Source organism: Novosphingobium sp. SL115, from assembly GCF_026672515.1.
In the GTDB taxonomy this organism is placed as follows: domain Bacteria; phylum Pseudomonadota; class Alphaproteobacteria; order Sphingomonadales; family Sphingomonadaceae; genus Novosphingobium.
In genome coordinates, this window is sequence record NZ_JAPPRG010000002.1 from 1,524,627 (window position 1) to 1,542,060 (window position 17,434).

A 17,434-nucleotide genomic window follows, 5' to 3' on the forward strand; every position below is an offset into this window, starting at 1 on the left:
ATTCGGACGCAATCGCTGTCCGATCTGGCGCAGGGCGCAATACGGCTGTCACGTCATGCGCCTAGCTGCGCATGGAGAGGGCCGACGAAGGAGACATTCGATGTTCATTCGCAGCGAACGGCTGTTCCTGCGGCCCGGCTGGCCGGAGGACTGGGCAGAACTTCACGCCCTGATCGATGACGAGCAGGTGGTGCGCAACCTTACGCGCGCGCCATGGCCCTATTCGCCCGATGATGCCCGCGCCTTTGCCGCCCGCCCGCAGGTAGGCCGCCATCCGCATTTCTTCATCACCCTGCCCGGTCCGCATGGTTCGCGGCTGGTGGGTTCGGTCGGTCTGACGCAGGATGGTGATGAATGCTTGGTCGGCTACTGGATCGCGCAGGCGCATTGGGGCCGGGGCTATGCCACCGAAGCGGTGCACAGTGTCCTGTCGCTGGCGCGCACGCTGGGGCATGACCGGATCGTGGCGCATCGCTTTGCCGACAATCCGGCTTCGGGCCGTGTGCTGGAAAAGGTGGGATTCCGACCCACGGGCGAGATCCGCATAGGGCGCAGCGCCGCGCGGCGTGAAGCGGTGCCGACAATGATCCACGCCATCGATCTTGCCCCGCCTGCTGATAGCGATGGGCCGGAAGATGGCGGGTTTGCGCCGATGCGAACTTTGCGCGCGGCCTGAACGCAGGCGGTGCCGACCAAAAAAAGGCTCCCGGAAAGGGAGCCTTTTTCGTGTCAGCGGAGCATGACCGCATCAGGAAATTCGCTGTCCGCCTTGCCGATCAGCGCACGGTCATCATGCTGCCATGGGTGGAAGCCGGGCATGAAGTAGCTGAGCCATGCAGGCAGGATGCGGCGAATGACGCCGGGCTTCCACAGCAGGTAGGCGGCCACTTTCCATTTCCACTTCGCACCGGTCAGCCCATCCTGTGCCAGCAGGTCCAGCGTGTCCTCGATGCGGTGGGTAATGAAGTTCTTGGTGACGACCACCATCATCAGCGACTTCACTTTCCAGCGCTTCCACCGGCTCCAATCGCGCGTGGCGTGGAGCCATGTGTCGTAAGCGACGCCCTTGTGTTCGATCTCTTCGATCGCATGCCAGCGCCACATGTCCGCCGCTTCCTGTTCCGCTCCGGCAAAGTGTGCCGGATTGGCGAGGAATTCGTGCGCCATCATGGCGGTGTAGTGTTCCAGCGCCATGGTCGCGGCAAGGTTGAGGATGACCGGACGATCCTTGGTCAGAGCCAGCATTTCCTCAACCCGCTTATCGATGCGGGCAATATCATAGCCTGCGTTTTCGGCGGCGCGGTTGAAGGCGATATGTTCGCGTGTGTGATTGATTTCCTGCCGCACGAAGGCGCGAATTTCCGCTTCAAGCTTGGGCGGCACGCCATCACGATGGGCCTTTACCGCTTCGATGAAGAACGCTTCGCCACGCGGGAAGGTGGCGGACAGGGCGTTGTGCCATACCGTTGCCACCGGATCACCGGCCAGCCACCACCGTCCGGCAGGTTCATTGCGGCCAAAACGGCGGTCACGCACCGTAATGGTCAGGTCGGTGGGAGTAGGCGCAACCTTGCCGGAACCGGCGCTGCGCTCTAGTGCGATAGTCTGGGTCATGGCGGTCATGCCCACAATCTAGGCTTGCTTACATCAATGTCAATAAGAAAGCGTCTCTCGCCAGAGGAAAGCCGCATGGCCGCACTCGAAGCCGCGCGCGGATTGCTGGTGGAAGCTGGACCTCAGGCGGTGACGCTGAAGGCTGTAGCAGGCCGAATCGGGCGTACCCATGCCAATCTGCTGCACCATTTCGGGTCGGCATCGGGCCTGCAGAAGGCGCTGGCCAAGCACCTTGCCGAAACCATCTGCGCCACTATCCGCGAGGCGGTTATTGCCAGCCGGTCCGGCATTGGCTGCCCGCGCGATGTTGTGGACCTGACGTTTGATGCGTTCGACAAGGAAGGCGCAGGGGCGCTGGCATCGTGGATGCTGCTGTCGGGCAATGAGGACGCGCTCGACCCGATTGTCGATACCATTCACGATCTGGTGATCGATCTCGATGATTATGCGTCCGACACCCAGCGCAGCAACACGCTGGCGCTGACACTGATGGCGCTGGGGGACGCGCTGATGGGCGGGCCGCTGGCGCAGGCGCTGGAACTGCCGCGCGATGCAGCGCGCGACAGGGCGGAAAAGATGCTTGTCGAAGGCATTGCTGCCGCGCAGGTCACGTCGGAGGGGTAAGGTCCATCCATGCCGGGGCAATGGCGGCAGGAATGTCGTCAACCCGGCGGTGATCAATGGCAAGCGCAAGGTCTGGATAAGCGATTCGCTGGCGGGCCGGGTCTGATTGATCGTGCGGCACCACGATCAGGCGACGGTTGACCTTTTGCCGCCAGTTCATGCGCGCGGTGTTTTCCTGCCCCACATAACAGCCCTTGGTGAAGCTGACGCCGTTCAGGTCCACCGCATTGCATTCAAGCCACAAGACTTCGCCATTGCCGAGTTCGGCCTGACCTTCGGTGACGCCCAGCGACAGGCGATGCGCGCGCCAGGCGTCGTCGGCGGACTGGTCCGATTCGCTGGTGGCTGCGATCCAGCGCTGGCCGAGCGCGGGAAGGCGCGGGTCGACCACGCCGCCATCGCCGGGGAGCTTTTGCCAGTGGACGGCAAGGTCCGCCGCGCGTTCGATGCCGATCTTGCGGCGCAGGCGGTACAGCGTCAGCCGCTTGACCAGCGCATCGGCCTGTTGCGCTTCGCAGTCGAGCAATAGGCCAGTGCTGTCATCGGGCCAGACGAGGAAATCGAAAATGACCTTGCCCTGCGGGGTGAGCAGCGCGGTCCACGCCGGCAGCGCGCCTGTGACATCGTTGGTGACGAGTCCCTGTAGAAAAGCGGCAACATTTTCTGCCGGGTCTTGCGGGCTGAGGCGGATCAGGGAGCGGTCAAACAGGCGAGTGGCTGGGGTATCGTTCATGGGTGGAAGATAGGGAGCCGTGCGGCTAAGGGAAGCCCATGACTCAAAAGCTGACGATCCGCCGCCCCGACGACTGGCATGTCCATCTGCGTGACCGTGATGTGTTGCAGGGCGTTGCCCCCTATACCGCGCGCCAGTTTGCCCGTGCCATCGTCATGCCCAACCTTGCCCCGCCGATGACCGACGCTGCAGGCGTGGCGGCCTATCGCGACCGTATTCTGGCCGCGCTTCCGGCAGGCAGCGATTTCACCCCGCTGATGACGCTCTACCTGACCGATTCGACCGACGTGGACGAAGTGGCGCGCGGTTATGCCGATGGTGTGTTCGTTGCGGCGAAGCTCTATCCTGCCCATGCCACCACCGGATCGGCTCATGGTGTGACCGACATTCGCAACATCTATCCCGTGCTGGAAAAGATGCAGGAGATCGGCATGCCGTTGCTTATCCATGGCGAAGTGACCGATGCTCATGTCGATATTTTCGACCGGGAAGCGGTGTTCATCGAACGCACGCTGACCCGGCTGGTGGCCGATCTGCCCGCGCTGAAAGTGGTGTTCGAACACATCACCACGCAAGAAGCGGCGCAGTTTGTGGAAGGTGCGGGCGTCAACATCGGCGCGACGATCACCCCGCAGCACCTGCATATCAACCGCAACGCCATGCTGGTGGGCGGCATTCGCCCCCATGCTTTCTGCCTGCCCGTGGCCAAGCGCGAAAAGCACCGGCTGGCGCTGCGCAAGCTGGCGACGTCAGGCTGCGACCGCGTGTTTCTGGGCACGGATACCGCGCCTCATGCCAAGCATCTGAAGGAAGCGGCCTGTGGCTGCGCGGGTATTTTCAACGCGCCTTTTGCGCTGGAAAGCTATGTCACGGTGTTTGACGAAGAGGGCGCGCTCGACAAGTTCGAGGCTTTTGCCTCGCGCAACGGGCCGGCGTTCTATGGGCTGCCGGTGAACGAAACCACGATCACGCTGGAAAATGCCCCTGTGACCGTGCCGGACGTGGTGGATTGCAACGGCACCATGATCGTGCCGTTCCATGCAGGGGAAACGCTGAACTGGCGGCTGGTTTAAGCCGCCGCTGTTCGCGCGCGGCGGAGCATGTCCCAGCTGTAGATCGCGATGGAGGCCCAGATCAGCGCGAAACAGGCAAGGCGGGCAGGATCAAGCTTTTCGCCAAACACCGTCAGGCCCAGAACAAAGGCAATGGTTGGCGAAAGGAACTGAACGAAGCCCAGCGTGGATAGTGGCATCGACCGGGCCGCCACGGCAAACAGCATCAGCGGGACAGCGGTTGCCAGACCTGCGCCTGCCAGCATGGGCGTGATGTTGCCGCCCATGGCAAGGCTTGTGCCCTGCGGACCTGCCGCCGCGATGCTGACGATGGCCAGTGCAGGGGCCAGCAGCACCAGCGTTTCTACCGTCAGCCCGGGCACTGATTCAACAGGTGCTTTCTTGCGGACAAGGCCATAGAACGCAAAGGTGAAGGCCAGCGACAGCGCGACAGCCAGCGTTTCTACTGCGCCTGCCAGCAACAAGGCGATACCGAAGCCGGCCAGCGCAACGGCGGCCCATTGTACACGGGTCAGCTTTTCATCCAGAAACAGCGTGCCGATCAGCACATTTATCATCGGGTTGATATAGTAGCCAAGACTGGTGGCCAGAACATGGCCATTGTTGATGGCGATGACATAGATCAGCCAGTTGCCGCCGATCAGCAACGCGCTGAGCACCAATTGGCCCAGCACGCGCCAATCCGTCAGCGCGGCACGCACTTCGGTCCCCTGACGGCGCATGGCCACGATGGCAAAGCAAACTGGCACGGTGAACAGCACGCGCCATCCCACCAGTTCCAGCGGCGGCACATCATGCAGCGCGCGGAAATACAGTGGCAGCAACCCCCACATGACATAGGCAGCGACGGCGGCGGCAAGACCACGTTGCAAAGACGACTGCGGGATCGAAGGCGTTATCATGCACGGGGTCTGGCAGCATCCTTGGTTTAAGCCAAGGCCTTCGCATGGCAACATTTCGTTGCATGGTAGGGCGTTTCATCGCTGCGGGTTGTCGGTTCATCGCAAAACCGAATTCTGACGCTGGCGTTGCCATCTGTTCAGCTTCGCAGTCGTAAACCTGAACCAACGCAGAAATTCAGACGAAACAAAACATGCGGGCCTTCGAAAATCGACAGGCGAAGAACCCCGCGCAAGGATCAGGAGATTAGCCATGATCGAGTTCAAGAAAGTAGCGCTGGCCCTGGTTGCCGCATCGACTGTTGCAACCGCAGCGCCAGCCGCCGCGGCAGTTCTGCCGCAGGCCCATGTCGCAACCAGCGTGAATGTTGCCACCGCCAGCCTTGAAGGCGAAAGCTGGGAGCATGGCCGTGACCGTCGTGACTGGCGCAATGACCGCTACTATGGTCGGGGTAACGATCGCGGGTATTATCGTGGCAATGGCCGTGGCTATTATGACGACCGGGGCTATCGCAACGCCAGCACCTGGCGTGGCAATGATGGCCGGTATTACTGCCGCCGCTCGGACGGGACCACTGGCTTGCTGATCGGTGGCGCGGCAGGCGCCCTGATCGGTCGCGAAGTTGCCGGCCATCGCGGTGACCGCACGCTGGGTGCCATCCTTGGTGCCGGTGCAGGTGCGCTGCTGGGTCGCGAAGTCGACCGTGGCGGTTCTCGCTGCCGCTAACAGATACTGACCGTCCTTCGGGTCGCGCTGAAAGGTCGGCTGGGGAGCGCTTCATCTTGGTGGAGCGCTCCCTTTCTGTTTATTAACCCTATCGGATATATGACCGCATCATGCTTGCGCGGCGCATCGTTCTTTCGGCCTTGTGCCTGTACCTTGCCGGTTGCGGGCCGACGCCTTTGCAGCAGGATGGCGAACCGCTGGACCCGGTGATGGCTGAGGCGCTGGAGGGGCAATTGATGGTCGATCCCGACCTCAGCCAGCAGAACATGCGCAATCTGGCGATTCTGCCGGGCGGCCCGGTGGATCCAGCTCTACCTTTGCCCGATGCTGAAACGGTCAGCGCCGCCACCGTCAGCGAATGACTATTCGTTCCTGAAGCCTACGCCCACGCTGGCGCGCGGTTGTTCCATTTCTGCCGATGCCACCGGATAGGCGCAGTAATCCGCTGCATAGAACGCGCTGGGCCGGTGGTTGCCGGAAAGGCCGATGCCGCCAAACGGGGCCGCAGATGACGCGCCGTTGGTGGGGCGGTTCCAGTTGACCACGCCTGCGCGGATATTGGCCCAGAAGCGGTTGTAATCCTGCGGGGTGCCGCCAATCAGCGATGCGGACAGGCCAAAACGGGTATTGTTCGCCTCGGCAATCGCTTCATCGAATTCCTTGACCCGGATGACCTGCAACAGCGGGCCGAACAGTTCGACATCGGGCCGGTCTGCCACATCGGTCACATCGATGATCGAGGGCGAAAGGAAGGGCAGATTCTGTTCCAGCCGGACCATGTGCTTGATCGGGCGCCCGCCCGATGACAACAGGAACACGAAACTTTCAGTGAGGCCATCGGCAGTGCGGTTATCGATCACTGGTCCCATGAACGGTGCAGGGTCATCAAACGGAGCGCCAACAATAATCCGGTCGGCCAGACGCTTCACTTCGTCCATCACCTGATCGAATAGCGAATCGCGAATGATCAGCCGCCGCGCCGCGCTGCACCGTTGCCCTGCGCTGGTAAAAGCCGATTGCACGATCAGCGTGGCCGCATCCTGAATCTTGGGCGTGTCCCACATGACGATGGGGTTGTTGCCGCCCATTTCCAGCGCCACGATCTTTCCGGGGTTGGATGCCACGCGGCGGTTGATGGCAATGCCGACATGGGCGGAGCCTGTGAACAGCACGCCGTCCACGCCTTCGTGAGCGACCAGCGCCTGCCCTTGTTCCGGCCCGCCGATCAGTAGTTGAACTACGGCAGCCGAAATGCCTGCGCGGTGGAAGCAGCGAACCAGCATTTCGCCAGTCGCAGGCGTTTTTTCAGAAGGTTTGAACACCACCGCGTTGCCGGCGATCAGGGCGGGCACGATATGGCCGTTGGGCAGGTGCGCCGGGAAGTTATAGGGGCCAAGCACGGCCATGACACCGTGCGGTTTGTGCCGCAGTGCCGCAGTGCCTTGCAGCGCCGAATCGAGCTTTCGCTGGGCGGTGCGTTCGGCATAGGCGCGGATCGAGATTTCGACCTTGCCAATAACGCTTTCCACTTCGGTCCGCGCTTCCCACAGCGGCTTGCCCGTTTCGCGCGCAATCATCGTTGCCAGCGCTTCGGCATCCTTGCGCACTTCGTTCGCGAAGCGGCGCATCAGTTCGATCCGGTTTGCCAGGGGCTGTGCTGCCCATGCCGGCCATGCGCGTCGCGCGCGTGCGACCACATCGTCGACATCGCCGACGGGGCTGCGCCAGATTTCAGCGCCGGTTGCGGGTTCGTGGGAGACGATTTCGGCCAATGCCACTGAACTTGCCTGCTTTTGTTGGTTCTTGCGAACGGTGGTTCCCGGGCCCCCGGATATGTCCCTAGGGCGCCAATGGTTACCGATTAAACAATATTACCCCTGACGCCACCCCCTGCAATCGCGTTAGTGGGTTCACACCGGAGAATGGCCGAGAGGTTCCGGCGGTTCCCCGTGCGCATCGCCCATCCGTCGGATCGCTGCAACTTTGGCATTGAGCGCCGACCAGTCATCACGGTCGGCAATGTGCTGCCATATCGCTTCTACTTCGTCGATCAGCATGGATTGCGGCGTGTCGTCAGACCAGTAGGGATGATCCCGGTCGGTCGCGCTATAGGGATTGAGCGCTTCGACCAGTGCAGCCTCTGCGGCAGTATATCCCCTTCCGCCACGCCCTGCGCGGTGGGCAAAGAAGAACGCATCCGGTCCCTCCCCTTGCGCGACCATCACCTTTTCGCATGCACCGATAAGCGCGGTGTCTTCATCCAGCCCGCGCTGTTGCACGCCCAGCCGCCAGCACCAGCGCCGCGCCATGGCTTGCTGATACAGGTCCGGGAAGCGGTTCAGCGCCTCGATCAGCGGGGCGGCATCAACCAGACTGCGCAATGCCACGGCCAGTTGGCCGCAGTTCCAGTGGATCGCTTCTGGCTGACGGCCAAAGGCATAAAGCCCGGCATGATCGAAATAGGCGGCGGTAAAGCCCGCGTCCCATTTGGGCAGCCAGCGCCACGGGCCGTAATCGAAACTTTCGCCGGTGATGTTCATGTTGTCGGTGTTGAGCACGCCATGGACAAAGCCCGCCACCATATAGCTGGCGGCCATGTCAGCCATGCGTTCAATCACCTGATTGAAGAACCGCACGGCAGGATGGGGCGCATCGGGGAAAAGCCCGCCGGGGAAATTGGCCAGACAATAGGCGACCAGTTGCCCCATTTCGTCGGCCTGGTCGAGCAGGCCCAGCCGTTGAAACGTGCCGATGCGGACATGGCTGTGCGACAGGCGCACCATCACGGCAGACCGTGTGGGTGAAGGTTCATCCCCCCGAAACAGCGATTCGCCGGTTTCGATGACCGAGAACGTGCGGCTGGTGTTTACGCCCAGCGCACCGAGCATTTCGGTGGCGAGAATTTCGCGCACTGCGCCTTTCAGCGTCAGCCGCCCGTCGCCCGCGCGGCTCCATGGCGTTTGGCCGGACCCTTTGGTGCCAAGGTCCATCAGCCGGTCATGGCCGTCCAGCATCTGCGCGAAGGTAAATCCGCGCCCGTCGCCCAGATCGGGATTGTAAACGCGGAACTGGTGCCCGTGATAGCGCAGCGCCAGCGGCCCCGGCATATTATCGGGCAAAGGTGCGAAACGTCCGAAATGGCGCAGCCACTCTTCGTCGGACAGCGCGGCAAGGCCAACTTCGGCGGCAGCCCGGTCATTGCGCCAGCGCAACCGCGTTTCCGGGAAGTTCGCCGCTTCTACCGGATCACCGATCCAGTCGGCCAAAGCCATGATGCGGGGCGAGGGGCGATAGATCGCGTCTTGCGGGAGCGGCAGCATCCGGCAATAGTGGGGACCGGATGGCTCGCCTGCAAGCGGGCGTTCGGGCGCGCAGGCAGACAAAGGCGGTTTTGCAAACAATCATGGCCGAATACGAAGATCGCTACTGGACCAGCAGCGACGCCTTGCGCCTGCATTTTCGCTATTTCGATGGTGATAGCAGCCGACCGCCGATCATCTGCTTGCCGGGGTTGACCCGCAATGCCCGCGATTTTGAAGATCTGGCCGCACGGCTTGCGGGCAAATGGCGCGTGCTGTGCCCCGAAATGCGTGGTCGCGGCGATAGCGATTATGCCAAAGACGCGATGACCTATCAGCCTCTGCAATACCTTCAGGACATGGAGGCCTTGCTGGCGCAGGAAGGGATCGACCGCTTCGTTTCCATCGGCACGTCGCTGGGCGGGTTGCTGACCATGCTGCTGGCCGTGAGCAACCCGGTGTGCATCGCAGGTGCGGTGTTGAACGATGTTGGCCCCGAAGTTTCGCCCGAAGGGCTTGAGCGCATTCGTGGCTATGTCGGGCAGGGGCGCAATTTCGAAACGTGGATGCACGCCGCCCGCGCGCTTCAGGAAAGCAGCGGCGATGTCTATCCCGATTGGGAAATCGCGGACTGGCTGCGTTATGCCAAGCGCATCATGGTGCTGGGCAGCGGCGGCCGCATTGCCTTTGACTATGACATGAAGATCGCAGAGCCGTTCGAAGCGCCTGCCGGTGCCACGCCACAAGTGGACATGTGGCCGATGTTCGATGCGCTGGCGACGCGGCCACTGCTGGTGCTGCGCGGGCAAACGTCGGATATCCTCGCCCCCGATACGGCGGCAAAGATGGCTTCGCGGCCCGGTGTCGAACTTGTCACCCTGCCGCGAATCGGTCACGCGCCGACACTGGATGAAGATGAAAGCGTGGCGGCTATCGAACGCCTGCTGGCGCGCGTTGAATAACAGCAGCCGCATGAAAACGTCGGTTAAAGAAGCGCCGCTCAGGGTTCTCCATCTGCATTCCACGTTCGATGCAGGCGGAAAGGAACGCCGCGCCGTGGCGTTGATGAACCGCTTCTGGAAAGGGGTGGAGCATCATATCGTGTCTGCCCAGCCCACGGCGATGGGGGCAAAAGGGCTGATCGACAAGCGTGTGTCGGCGTTCTTCCCGTTCGGTTTTCCGCCGCTTGCCGGAAAGCTGCGGATTGCCCGCCTGCAACAGCTTGCCCGCGCGATGCAGGGCTTCGATCTTGTGCTGACCTATAACTGGGGGGCAATGGATGCTGCCATGGCCCATGCGGTGTTTGCCCCTTCGATGGGCCTCCCGCCGCTGGTCCATCACGAAGACGGTTTCAACGCTGACGAAGCAGCCGGACTGAAACGAGGCCGCAACTGGTATCGCGTCATTGCCCTGTGGCGGGCCAGCGCGGTGATGGTCCCTTCGCAGCGGCTGGAACAGATTGCGCTTACCGTGTGGCGTCAGCCGCGCGGGCGCGTGCATCGCATCGCCAACGGTATCGATACCGCTGCCTATGCGCGAAAGACCAAGGCCGACGTGCTGCCCCGTGTGGTCAAACGGCCTGGTGAAAAGTGGCTGGGAACGCTGGCGGGTCTGCGTGCGGTCAAGAATCTGCCGCGCATGGTGCGCGCGATGAAAGACCTCCCCGATCAATGGCATCTGGTGATTGCTGGCGAAGGGCCTGAGCGCGAAGCGATTGTGGCCGAAGCCATGCGGCTGAACGTGGGCCACCGCGTCCACTTGCCGGGCCATGTGACTGATCCGTCTGCCGCCATCGGTCTGTTCGATCTTTTTGCCCTATCGTCAGACAGCGAACAGGCCCCGCTTTCGGTCATCGAAGCCATGGCCAGCGGGCTGGCCGTGGTCAGTCCTGCGGTGGGCGATGTGGCCGCCATGGTGAGCGAGGCGAACCGTCCGTTCATCACGCCCGAAGGCGATGAGGCCGCATTTGCCGGTGCCATGGCGCAACTTGCCAGCGATGAGACTTTGCGCCGTCGGATTGGCGAGGCCAACCGCTTGCGCGCAAAGGCGGATTTCGATGAAGCCGGAATGGCAGCGCGTTATGCCAAGGTCTATGCGGCGGCGATGGGGCGGCCGTCCTTTCCCTGAACGGCTCCAGCCCCTCAACAGCTTCAGCCCCTTTACAGCTTCAGCCAACGTTCACGCAGGGCCGGTAGAGAATCAATTCCGTTGAAAAGGCGGTCCCATCCGCTAAACACCGCGCCAGACACACGCTAGCAAACCGTCAACCAAATCCCGAAAGCGCTGCCTTGGCTCTCCGTCCTGATCGCCCGCAATCCCGTTCCGACCAACTTGCAGAGCGCGCCGCGCCGCAAGGCGATGCTTTCTTGCGCGAAGTGGATGATGCGCTGCGCGAAGATCAGGTGTTCAGCGCGTTCAGCAAATATGGCAAGCCGGTGGGCGCAGCGATTGTTGCCGGGCTGGTCGGTCTTGCCGGATGGCTGTGGTATCAGAACCATACCGCCACCGTTTCGGGCGAACAGGGCGAACTGCTAACCAAGGCGATTGACCACTTGGAAGCGCGGAACCTGAAAGCCGCGCAGGACGAAATCGCGCCGCTGCAAAAGGATGGTAATGCCGGATACCGCGCTACGGCCATGCTGCTGGAAGCGGGTGTAAAGGCCGAAGAAGGCAAGGTGGACGAAGCCATCAAGGGCTTTGCCGCGATTGCCGCCGATGCTGATGCGCCGCAGGCCTATCGCGACTTGGCCAGCATCCGTGAAGTCGCGCTCAATTTCGACAAGATCGGGCCTGACAAGGTGATCGAACGGTTGAAGCCGCTGGCCGTGCCGGGCAATCCGTGGTTCGGCAGCGCGGGCGAACTGGTCGGTATCGCTTATCTCAAACAGGGCAAGAACGATCTGGCTGGCGCCCTGTTTGCCGAAATTGCCAAGAACAAGGACGTGCCGGATTCGCTGTCCCGCCGCGCCCGCCAGATGGCTGGGGCGCTGGGTGTCGATGCGGTCGAAGATCCTGACAAGGCCGTGATCCGCGCGGCTGCCGAATAATCTTGAGCCAGAAATCCTTGAGGATGCATATGACGCCCAACTCCAACCTTCGTCGCGCATCGCTTGCCAGCGTGCTGGTCCTTGCGCTTGCGCTGGGCGGCTGCGGTATCATCGGCGGCAAGGACAAGGCCAAGACCACGCCCACCGTGGGCCAGCGCACGCCGATCCTGTCCAAGATCGAAGCAGGCACCAAGGTTGACGATTCGATCAGCCTGACCACAGTTGTCCTGCCTGCGCCCGAAGCGAACGCCGATTTCGCACAGGGCGGCGGCACGGCCAATAAGTCCTACGGCCACCTTGCACTGGGCGCAACGCCGGGCAAGGCCTTCACTGTCAGCATTGCCGGGTCTTCGGCCAAGCAGCGCCTTGCCGCTTCGCCGGTGATTGGCGGGGGCAGGCTGTATGCCATGGACACCGATGGCACGGTCCACGCTTTTGACGCCAATTCCGGCGCGCGGGTGTGGGAAACGGCGGTCAAGGCGGACAAGCAGAACGCGAATTCCACCTTTGGCGGTGGCGCCAGCTTTGATGATGGCGTACTTTACGTCACCAATGGCGTCGGCGAAGTGGCCGCGCTCGACGCTGCCAACGGCGCGATCAAGTGGCGGGTAAAGCCCGCTGGGCCGCTGCGCGGGTCGCCTACGATCGCTTTCGGGCAGGTCATGGTGATGACGCAGGACAACCAGATCCTCGCGCTCAACGCTTCTGATGGCGCAACGCTGTGGAACGAAAATGCCTCGGTCGGTCAGACCAATGTGTTCGGCGTGGCATCGCCCGCCGCAGGGCAGGGCACGATCGTCGCAGGCTATTCGTCGGGCGAACTGGTGGCCTATCGCTATGAAAACGGTCGCCAGCTCTGGGCGGATGCTCTGGCGCGCACCAGCATCGCCACCAGCGTTTCGACGCTGACCGACATCGACGCCGATCCCATCATTGAACGCGGACGGGTTTATGCTCTGGGGCAGGGCGGGCGCATGGCCGCTTATGAACTGCTGACCGGCCAGCGCGTGTGGGAACTGAACCTTGCGGGCATTTCCACTCCTGCCATCGCGGGCGACTGGATTTTCACGCTGACGGATGAAGCAAAGCTGCTGTGCATTGCCAAGACCACTGGCAAGGTCCGCTGGATGACGCAGCTTCCGCGCTTCAAGAGCGAGAAGAAGAAGAAGGGTCAGATCCTGTGGACCGGCCCGGTTCTGGCCGGCAACCGCCTGTGGATGGCCAATTCGCGCGGTGAAGTGATGCAGGCATCGGTGACCGATGGCGTGGTCAGCGAATTTGCCAAGTTGGGTTCGGGCGTCAGCCAGGCCCCCATCGTGGCCAACCAGACGCTCTATATCCTTGACGACGGCGGAAAGATCACCGCGTTTCGTTGATAACAACGGATTGCTAACGCTTGTGGCGTAGGGACGTGGGTGATGAGCCAGCGTCCCTCCCACGTTCCTGCGTTGCCGCAATCTGATGTTTCCGCAGGCGTCGGCCTTGCCGGCTTGGCGGGGCTTGCCTTCTGGGTATTGGTCTGCCGTTTCTGGCCGCAGATCGTCGACACTTTCGGCCTTTCCGCCCCGCATGAAGTGATGGACGGCCCCGGCGCCGCGATGATGGCGCTCGTCTTTTCTGGCACAGGCATGGTCGGCTGGTCGCTGCTGGTCGACAAGGTGCATCGCCGCCCCTCGACCGGCATCGACTGGTCGATAAAGCGCCCTTTGCGCGAAGTGATCGACATTTCCATGACCAAGATCGCCGGGCTGTGGGCCACATGGGCGATTATCGGCTTCGCCTATTGCGTGGCGCGCTGGTACTGGCGCGGGCAGTATGTCTTCGCCATGGAAACGCTGGAAACCGCCGCCCCGCTGCTGTTTCTTGGTGCAGTGCCCTATGTCCTTTGGCTCGACCGCGTGCTGGTAAACCCGCGTGACGGGGCATGGCATTTCGGCGCGATGCTGATCGGGCGCGAGGCGTGGGACGCGGACGAAGTGCGCAAGCACTGGCTGGCCTGGGCGGTGAAGGGTTTCTTCTGCGCCTTCATGATCTCCATCGTTCCCGGCGGCTTTGGTGCCATCGTGCGGTCAGACTGGGGCGCGGTCGTGCATGATCCGGTCACGCTTGCCACGCTGCTGATCGAAACCATGTTCATGGTCGACGTACAGATCGCCATGGTCGGCTATCTTGTCACCATGAAGCCTCTGGATGCGCAGATCCGCACCGCCAACCCGCATCTTTCGGCATGGGTCGCGGCGCTGATGTGCTATCCACCCTTCATCCTTATGGGTGATGGCGATGTGCTGGACTACCGGCAGGGCGGCGCGGAATGGGCGTTCTGGCTGCAAGGCCATGACGTGCTGCTGTGGATATGGGCAGTCGCGCTGGTCTTCCTGACCGCGGTTTACGCATGGGCCACGTTTGCCTTCGGCCTGCGCTTTTCCAACCTTACCTATCGCGGTGTGCTGACCAACGGACCGTATGCCTTCACCCGGCACCCGGCTTACTTGTCAAAGAACACCTATTGGTGGCTGGCGTCGCTGCCGTTCCTTGCCGCCAGCGGTTCCGCCGTCGATGCGGTGCGTAACACCGTGATCCTTGGCCTCGTCAGTGCGGTTTATTACTGGCGCGCCCGGACCGAAGAGAAGCACCTTCTGGCCGAAGACGCGAAATATCGGGAATATCATGCGTGGATGGCCGAATATGGCCCGATCACGCGGGTTCTGCGCAAGCTGACCCGCGCGATCACGCCGAAACCGCCGATGGTTCAACCCCCCGTCGTTCAACCAGCGGAATAGCGTTCAGACGGCGACGCCTTCGTCGCTTTCAAACACGCGGATATCGCGTTCGCTCAGGCCCAAGTCGGCCCGTTCCGTTGCCCACACTTTCATGTGTTCGGTCTGGAAATGCGCGTCCAGCGCGGCCCGGTCACGCCACTTTTCGCTCACGCGGATCAATCCGGCATCGGCCACATCGCGCGAATAGGCATACAGCAGGCAGCCGTCTTCAGCGCGGGTTGCGGTGATGACCTTTTCCATCATCGGCAGCGCTGCGTCATAGTTTCCCACCGGCAGGCGGAAACTGCCCATCACGATAATCATGGCCGTCGTTCTCCAAAGCTTTGACCGGTCATCGCATTCGGCGAGAAGCGGCACAAATCCAAAGCGCGAAATCCAGCGATCCCGTGCCGCAGGATCAGAAGCTTTTTTCGCCGTAAATGCGCGAAAGATCGCCAGCCCATTCGCCATGATACAGCGACAGGAGACGCTCTGCCGGGGTCTTTCCGGTCGCAACGATTTCATCCAGCGGCTGGAGATAACCGGTTTCGTTGTCGCCCGCTTCGTTCAGCCGCGCGCGGGCCGAAAGGCCACCACGCGCAATGTCGAGCACTTGCGCTGCAATATCGCGCAGCTTGCCGCCGCCCGGCAGCGGCGCATCCAGCCCCAGCTTGGGCACTTGCGCGCGCAACCGTTCGCGCCCGTCCATGTCCCAACCCTTCACCAGATCCCACGCCGCATCCAGCGCGCCCTGATCGTACAGCAGGCCGACCCAAAGTGCGGGCAGAGCGCAAATCCGGCTCCATGGCCCGCCATCGGCACCGCGCATTTCCAGGAACGATTTCAGCCGCACTTCGGGGAAGGCGGTGGAAAGATGGTCTACCCAATCGGATTCGCGCGGCTTTTCGCCGGGCAGCGCGGGCAGCTCACCCTTCAGGAAATCGCGGAACGACTGGCCCGACGCATCAATGTATTTCCCATCGCGGAACACGAAATACATTGGCACATCAAGCATGTAGTCGACATAGCGTTCATAGCCGAACCCTTGTTCGAACACGAACGACAACATTCCGGTGCGCGCCGGATCGGTATCGGTCCAGATGTGGCTGCGATAGGACAGGAAGCCGTTGGGCTTACCTTCCAGAAACGGCGAATTGGCGAACAGCGCGGTGGCCAGCGGTTGCAGGGCCAGCGAAACGCGGAACTTCTTCACCATGTCCGTCTCGCTCGAATAATCGAGGTTGGTCTGGATGGTGCAGGTGCGCAGCATCATGTCTAGCCCCATCGACCCCACGCGCGGCATGTGCCGCAGCATGATATCATACCGGCCCTTGGGCATGATCGGAAGTTCTTCGCGGGTCTTGTCGGCCCACAGGCCAAGGCCGAGGTAACCAAGACCCAGCTTGTCACCAATGGTCTTTACTTGCGCCAGATGGCGTCCGGTTTCGGCGCAGGTCTGGTGCAGGTTTTCCAGCGGCGCGCCTGAAAGTTCAAGCTGTCCCGCCGGTTCAAGGCTGACCGTGCCGTCAGGCCCCGCCATGGCGATCACGTTGTCGCCTTCCATGATCGGGGTCCAGCCATAGTCGGTCAGCGCCATCAGCAGATCGCGAATCCCGCCGGTTTCGGCATAGGACGGCGCGCGCCGGTCATCCGTGCGATAGACGAACTTCTCGTGCTCGGTGCCGATGCGCCAGCGTTCGGGCGGTTTTTCGCCCTTCTGCATGGGCGCGACAAGCATGTCGCGGCTTTCGATGATGGGATCGTTGCGATCTGAAACTTGCCGCGTGCTCATGCGCGCCCAGTTAATGTGCCAGACAGCTTTATACTAGTGCAATTCGTGAGAACCTTTGTTGCAGCAGGGATGGCAATTCTCAGCCCTGCCAATCGCCGCACATACCCATCCACAGGGCCATCCCGGCAATCGATGCGGTTTCGCCCCGCAGGATGCGCGGCCCCAGCGCGATCGCCACTGCTGCCGGGTGGGCGCGGATCGCGGCACGCTCGGTATCGTCAAACCCGCCCTCCGGTCCCACCAGTAGCGCCGCGGGGCCGGGCCGAGCGGCAAAGGCTGCGGCTACCGGTTCGCCACCGTTCTCGTCAGCAAAGAACAGCGCGCGGGTCGCTGGCCAGTCGCGCAGCAGATGGTCCAGCTTTGCCGGGTCAGACAGCGCGGGCAGGGCGGTGCGGGCGCATTGTTCGGCTGCCTCCACCATGATCGTGCGGGCGCGTTCCGTGTTCAGCTTGTCGGCTACACAGCGCCGGGTCACAACCGGAGCAACGCGCGCCACGCCCAGTTCCGTGGCCTTTTCCAGCACCAGATCGAAGTTTGGCTTTTTTAACAGCGCGGGGCACAGCCAGAAATCGGGTACATCCTCGCGCGGGCGGGTCAGCCGCTCCATTTCCAGAACGACCTCGCGCTTGCCCGCTTCGGCCACGCGGGCAAGCCATTCGCCGGTCACATTGTCACACAGCATCACCGCGTCGCCCGGCCCCACGCGCATCACTTTGCCCAGATAATGCGCCTGCGGGCCATCGATGGACAGGCGCAATCCTTCGGCCAGCGGGGTTTCGACAAACAGGCGGGGGGCGCTCTTGGGCGGCCATGCCGGAGTTGCTGGGCGAGGTGGTGCGGACATTAATTGGCCCTAGCGGATTTCGC

Annotated in this window: 18 protein-coding genes; 10 read left to right on the top strand and 8 right to left on the bottom strand. The window is 62.3% G+C overall.

What is annotated here, in order from left to right; all coding sequences use genetic code 11:
• Positions 1-100 precede the first annotated feature (100 nt).
• A complete protein-coding gene (locus OVA07_RS08900; protein ID WP_268171087.1) occupies positions 101-676 on the top strand; it encodes a GNAT family N-acetyltransferase in 576 nt (191 codons plus the stop codon).
• A 53-nt stretch (positions 677-729) separates the two neighbouring features.
• Here the strand turns inward: OVA07_RS08900 and OVA07_RS08905 are convergent, their stop codons facing one another.
• Positions 730-1,614 (bottom strand): metal-dependent hydrolase, encoded by an 885-nt coding sequence (locus OVA07_RS08905; protein WP_268172659.1) that lies wholly within the window; start codon positions 1,612-1,614, stop codon positions 730-732.
• A gap of 36 nt (positions 1,615-1,650) precedes the next feature.
• Between OVA07_RS08905 and OVA07_RS08910 the strand changes: the two genes are divergently transcribed.
• Positions 1,651-2,238, top strand: coding sequence for a TetR/AcrR family transcriptional regulator (locus tag OVA07_RS08910; RefSeq protein ID WP_268171088.1), 588 nt, complete (start codon positions 1,651-1,653; stop codon positions 2,236-2,238).
• Here OVA07_RS08910 and ygfZ read toward each other — a convergent pair.
• A complete protein-coding gene (ygfZ, locus tag OVA07_RS08915) occupies positions 2,222-2,971 on the bottom strand; it encodes a CAF17-like 4Fe-4S cluster assembly/insertion protein YgfZ (protein ID WP_268171089.1) in 750 nt (249 codons plus the stop codon). The two genes, OVA07_RS08910 and ygfZ, sit on opposite strands and share 17 nt — an antisense overlap.
• Positions 2,972-3,009: 38 nt before the next feature.
• On the opposite strand from ygfZ, the gene pyrC reads away from it, so the two are divergent.
• Positions 3,010-4,044 (top strand): dihydroorotase, encoded by a 1,035-nt coding sequence (gene pyrC / locus OVA07_RS08920; protein ID WP_268171090.1) that lies wholly within the window; start codon positions 3,010-3,012, stop codon positions 4,042-4,044.
• Here pyrC and rarD read toward each other — a convergent pair.
• A complete protein-coding gene (rarD, locus tag OVA07_RS08925) occupies positions 4,041-4,946 on the bottom strand; it encodes an EamA family transporter RarD (protein WP_268171091.1) in 906 nt (301 codons plus the stop codon). The two genes, pyrC and rarD, sit on opposite strands and share 4 nt — an antisense overlap.
• A 250-nt stretch (positions 4,947-5,196) precedes the next feature.
• On the opposite strand from rarD, the gene OVA07_RS08930 reads away from it, so the two are divergent.
• Positions 5,197-5,670, top strand: a complete 474-nt coding sequence (locus OVA07_RS08930) for a glycine zipper 2TM domain-containing protein (protein WP_268171092.1) — start codon at positions 5,197-5,199, stop codon at positions 5,668-5,670.
• Between the two features lie 110 nt (positions 5,671-5,780).
• Positions 5,781-6,032 (top strand): hypothetical protein, encoded by a 252-nt coding sequence (locus OVA07_RS08935; RefSeq protein ID WP_268171093.1) that lies wholly within the window; start codon positions 5,781-5,783, stop codon positions 6,030-6,032.
• Here OVA07_RS08935 and astD read toward each other — a convergent pair whose 3' ends face one another.
• Positions 6,033-7,448 carry a succinylglutamate-semialdehyde dehydrogenase gene (gene astD / locus OVA07_RS08940; RefSeq protein ID WP_268171094.1) on the bottom strand — a complete coding sequence of 472 codons (1,416 nt, stop codon included), beginning with the start codon at positions 7,446-7,448 and terminating at the stop codon, positions 6,033-6,035. It abuts the gene before it with no gap.
• Between the two features lie 132 nt (positions 7,449-7,580).
• Complete coding sequence (locus tag OVA07_RS08945; protein WP_268172660.1) at positions 7,581-8,990, bottom strand: protein adenylyltransferase SelO family protein; 1,410 nt, start codon at positions 8,988-8,990, stop codon at positions 7,581-7,583.
• An 83-nt stretch (positions 8,991-9,073) separates the two neighbouring features.
• On the opposite strand from OVA07_RS08945, the gene OVA07_RS08950 reads away from it, so the two are divergent.
• From OVA07_RS08950 to OVA07_RS08970, 5 genes are all read left to right on the top strand, one after another.
• Positions 9,074-9,931 (top strand): alpha/beta fold hydrolase, encoded by an 858-nt coding sequence (locus tag OVA07_RS08950; RefSeq protein ID WP_268171095.1) that lies wholly within the window; start codon positions 9,074-9,076, stop codon positions 9,929-9,931.
• A 10-nt stretch (positions 9,932-9,941) separates the two neighbouring features.
• Positions 9,942-11,096, top strand: coding sequence for a glycosyltransferase family 4 protein (locus tag OVA07_RS08955; protein ID WP_268171096.1), 1,155 nt, complete (start codon positions 9,942-9,944; stop codon positions 11,094-11,096).
• Positions 11,097-11,344: 248 nt separating this feature from the next.
• Positions 11,345-12,016 (top strand): tetratricopeptide repeat protein, encoded by a 672-nt coding sequence (locus OVA07_RS08960; RefSeq protein ID WP_268172661.1) that lies wholly within the window; start codon positions 11,345-11,347, stop codon positions 12,014-12,016.
• A 29-nt stretch (positions 12,017-12,045) separates the two neighbouring features.
• Positions 12,046-13,392, top strand: a complete 1,347-nt coding sequence (locus OVA07_RS08965; RefSeq protein WP_268171097.1) for a PQQ-like beta-propeller repeat protein — start codon at positions 12,046-12,048, stop codon at positions 13,390-13,392.
• Between the two features lie 42 nt (positions 13,393-13,434).
• Positions 13,435-14,796, top strand: a complete 1,362-nt coding sequence (locus OVA07_RS08970) for a methyltransferase family protein (RefSeq protein WP_268171098.1) — start codon at positions 13,435-13,437, stop codon at positions 14,794-14,796.
• A 3-nt stretch (positions 14,797-14,799) separates the two neighbouring features.
• Here the strand turns inward: OVA07_RS08970 and OVA07_RS08975 are convergent, their stop codons facing one another.
• From OVA07_RS08975 to OVA07_RS08985, 3 genes are all read right to left on the bottom strand, one after another.
• Positions 14,800-15,099 carry a putative quinol monooxygenase gene (locus tag OVA07_RS08975; protein ID WP_268171099.1) on the bottom strand — a complete coding sequence of 100 codons (300 nt, stop codon included), beginning with the start codon at positions 15,097-15,099 and terminating at the stop codon, positions 14,800-14,802.
• Between the two features lie 94 nt (positions 15,100-15,193).
• The gene (locus OVA07_RS08980; RefSeq protein ID WP_268171100.1) at positions 15,194-16,567 is read right to left on the bottom strand and encodes a glutamate--cysteine ligase; all 1,374 of its coding nucleotides are present in this window, start codon (positions 16,565-16,567) and stop codon (positions 15,194-15,196) included.
• A 79-nt stretch (positions 16,568-16,646) separates the two neighbouring features.
• Positions 16,647-17,411, bottom strand: coding sequence for a 16S rRNA (uracil(1498)-N(3))-methyltransferase (locus OVA07_RS08985; protein WP_268171101.1), 765 nt, complete (start codon positions 17,409-17,411; stop codon positions 16,647-16,649).
• Positions 17,412-17,434: the final 23 nt, after the last annotated feature.

What these genes read in the sequence shown, in the direction of transcription:
- OVA07_RS08935 (WP_268171093.1), top strand. Translation starts at nt 5,781, where the DNA reads ATGCTTGCGCGGCGCATCGTTCTTTCGGCCTTGTGCCTGTACCTTGCC.
- OVA07_RS08910 (WP_268171088.1), top strand. Translation starts at nt 1,651, where the DNA reads ATGTCAATAAGAAAGCGTCTCTCGCCAGAGGAAAGCCGCATGGCCGCA.
- OVA07_RS08955 (WP_268171096.1), top strand. Translation starts at nt 9,942, where the DNA reads ATGAAAACGTCGGTTAAAGAAGCGCCGCTCAGGGTTCTCCATCTGCAT.
- OVA07_RS08975 (WP_268171099.1), bottom strand. Translation starts at nt 15,099, where the DNA reads ATGATTATCGTGATGGGCAGTTTCCGCCTGCCGGTGGGAAACTATGAC.
- OVA07_RS08900 (WP_268171087.1), top strand. Translation starts at nt 101, where the DNA reads ATGTTCATTCGCAGCGAACGGCTGTTCCTGCGGCCCGGCTGGCCGGAG.
- OVA07_RS08965 (WP_268171097.1), top strand. Translation starts at nt 12,046, where the DNA reads ATGACGCCCAACTCCAACCTTCGTCGCGCATCGCTTGCCAGCGTGCTG.
- rarD (WP_268171091.1), bottom strand. Translation starts at nt 4,946, where the DNA reads ATGATAACGCCTTCGATCCCGCAGTCGTCTTTGCAACGTGGTCTTGCC.
- OVA07_RS08950 (WP_268171095.1), top strand. Translation starts at nt 9,074, where the DNA reads ATGGCCGAATACGAAGATCGCTACTGGACCAGCAGCGACGCCTTGCGC.
- pyrC (WP_268171090.1), top strand. Translation starts at nt 3,010, where the DNA reads ATGACTCAAAAGCTGACGATCCGCCGCCCCGACGACTGGCATGTCCAT.
- OVA07_RS08980 (WP_268171100.1), bottom strand. Translation starts at nt 16,567, where the DNA reads ATGAGCACGCGGCAAGTTTCAGATCGCAACGATCCCATCATCGAAAGC.
- OVA07_RS08945 (WP_268172660.1), bottom strand. Translation starts at nt 8,990, where the DNA reads ATGCTGCCGCTCCCGCAAGACGCGATCTATCGCCCCTCGCCCCGCATC.
- OVA07_RS08985 (WP_268171101.1), bottom strand. Translation starts at nt 17,411, where the DNA reads ATGTCCGCACCACCTCGCCCAGCAACTCCGGCATGGCCGCCCAAGAGC.
- OVA07_RS08930 (WP_268171092.1), top strand. Translation starts at nt 5,197, where the DNA reads ATGATCGAGTTCAAGAAAGTAGCGCTGGCCCTGGTTGCCGCATCGACT.
- ygfZ (WP_268171089.1), bottom strand. Translation starts at nt 2,971, where the DNA reads ATGAACGATACCCCAGCCACTCGCCTGTTTGACCGCTCCCTGATCCGC.
- OVA07_RS08970 (WP_268171098.1), top strand. Translation starts at nt 13,435, where the DNA reads ATGAGCCAGCGTCCCTCCCACGTTCCTGCGTTGCCGCAATCTGATGTT.
- OVA07_RS08905 (WP_268172659.1), bottom strand. Translation starts at nt 1,614, where the DNA reads ATGACCCAGACTATCGCACTAGAGCGCAGCGCCGGTTCCGGCAAGGTT.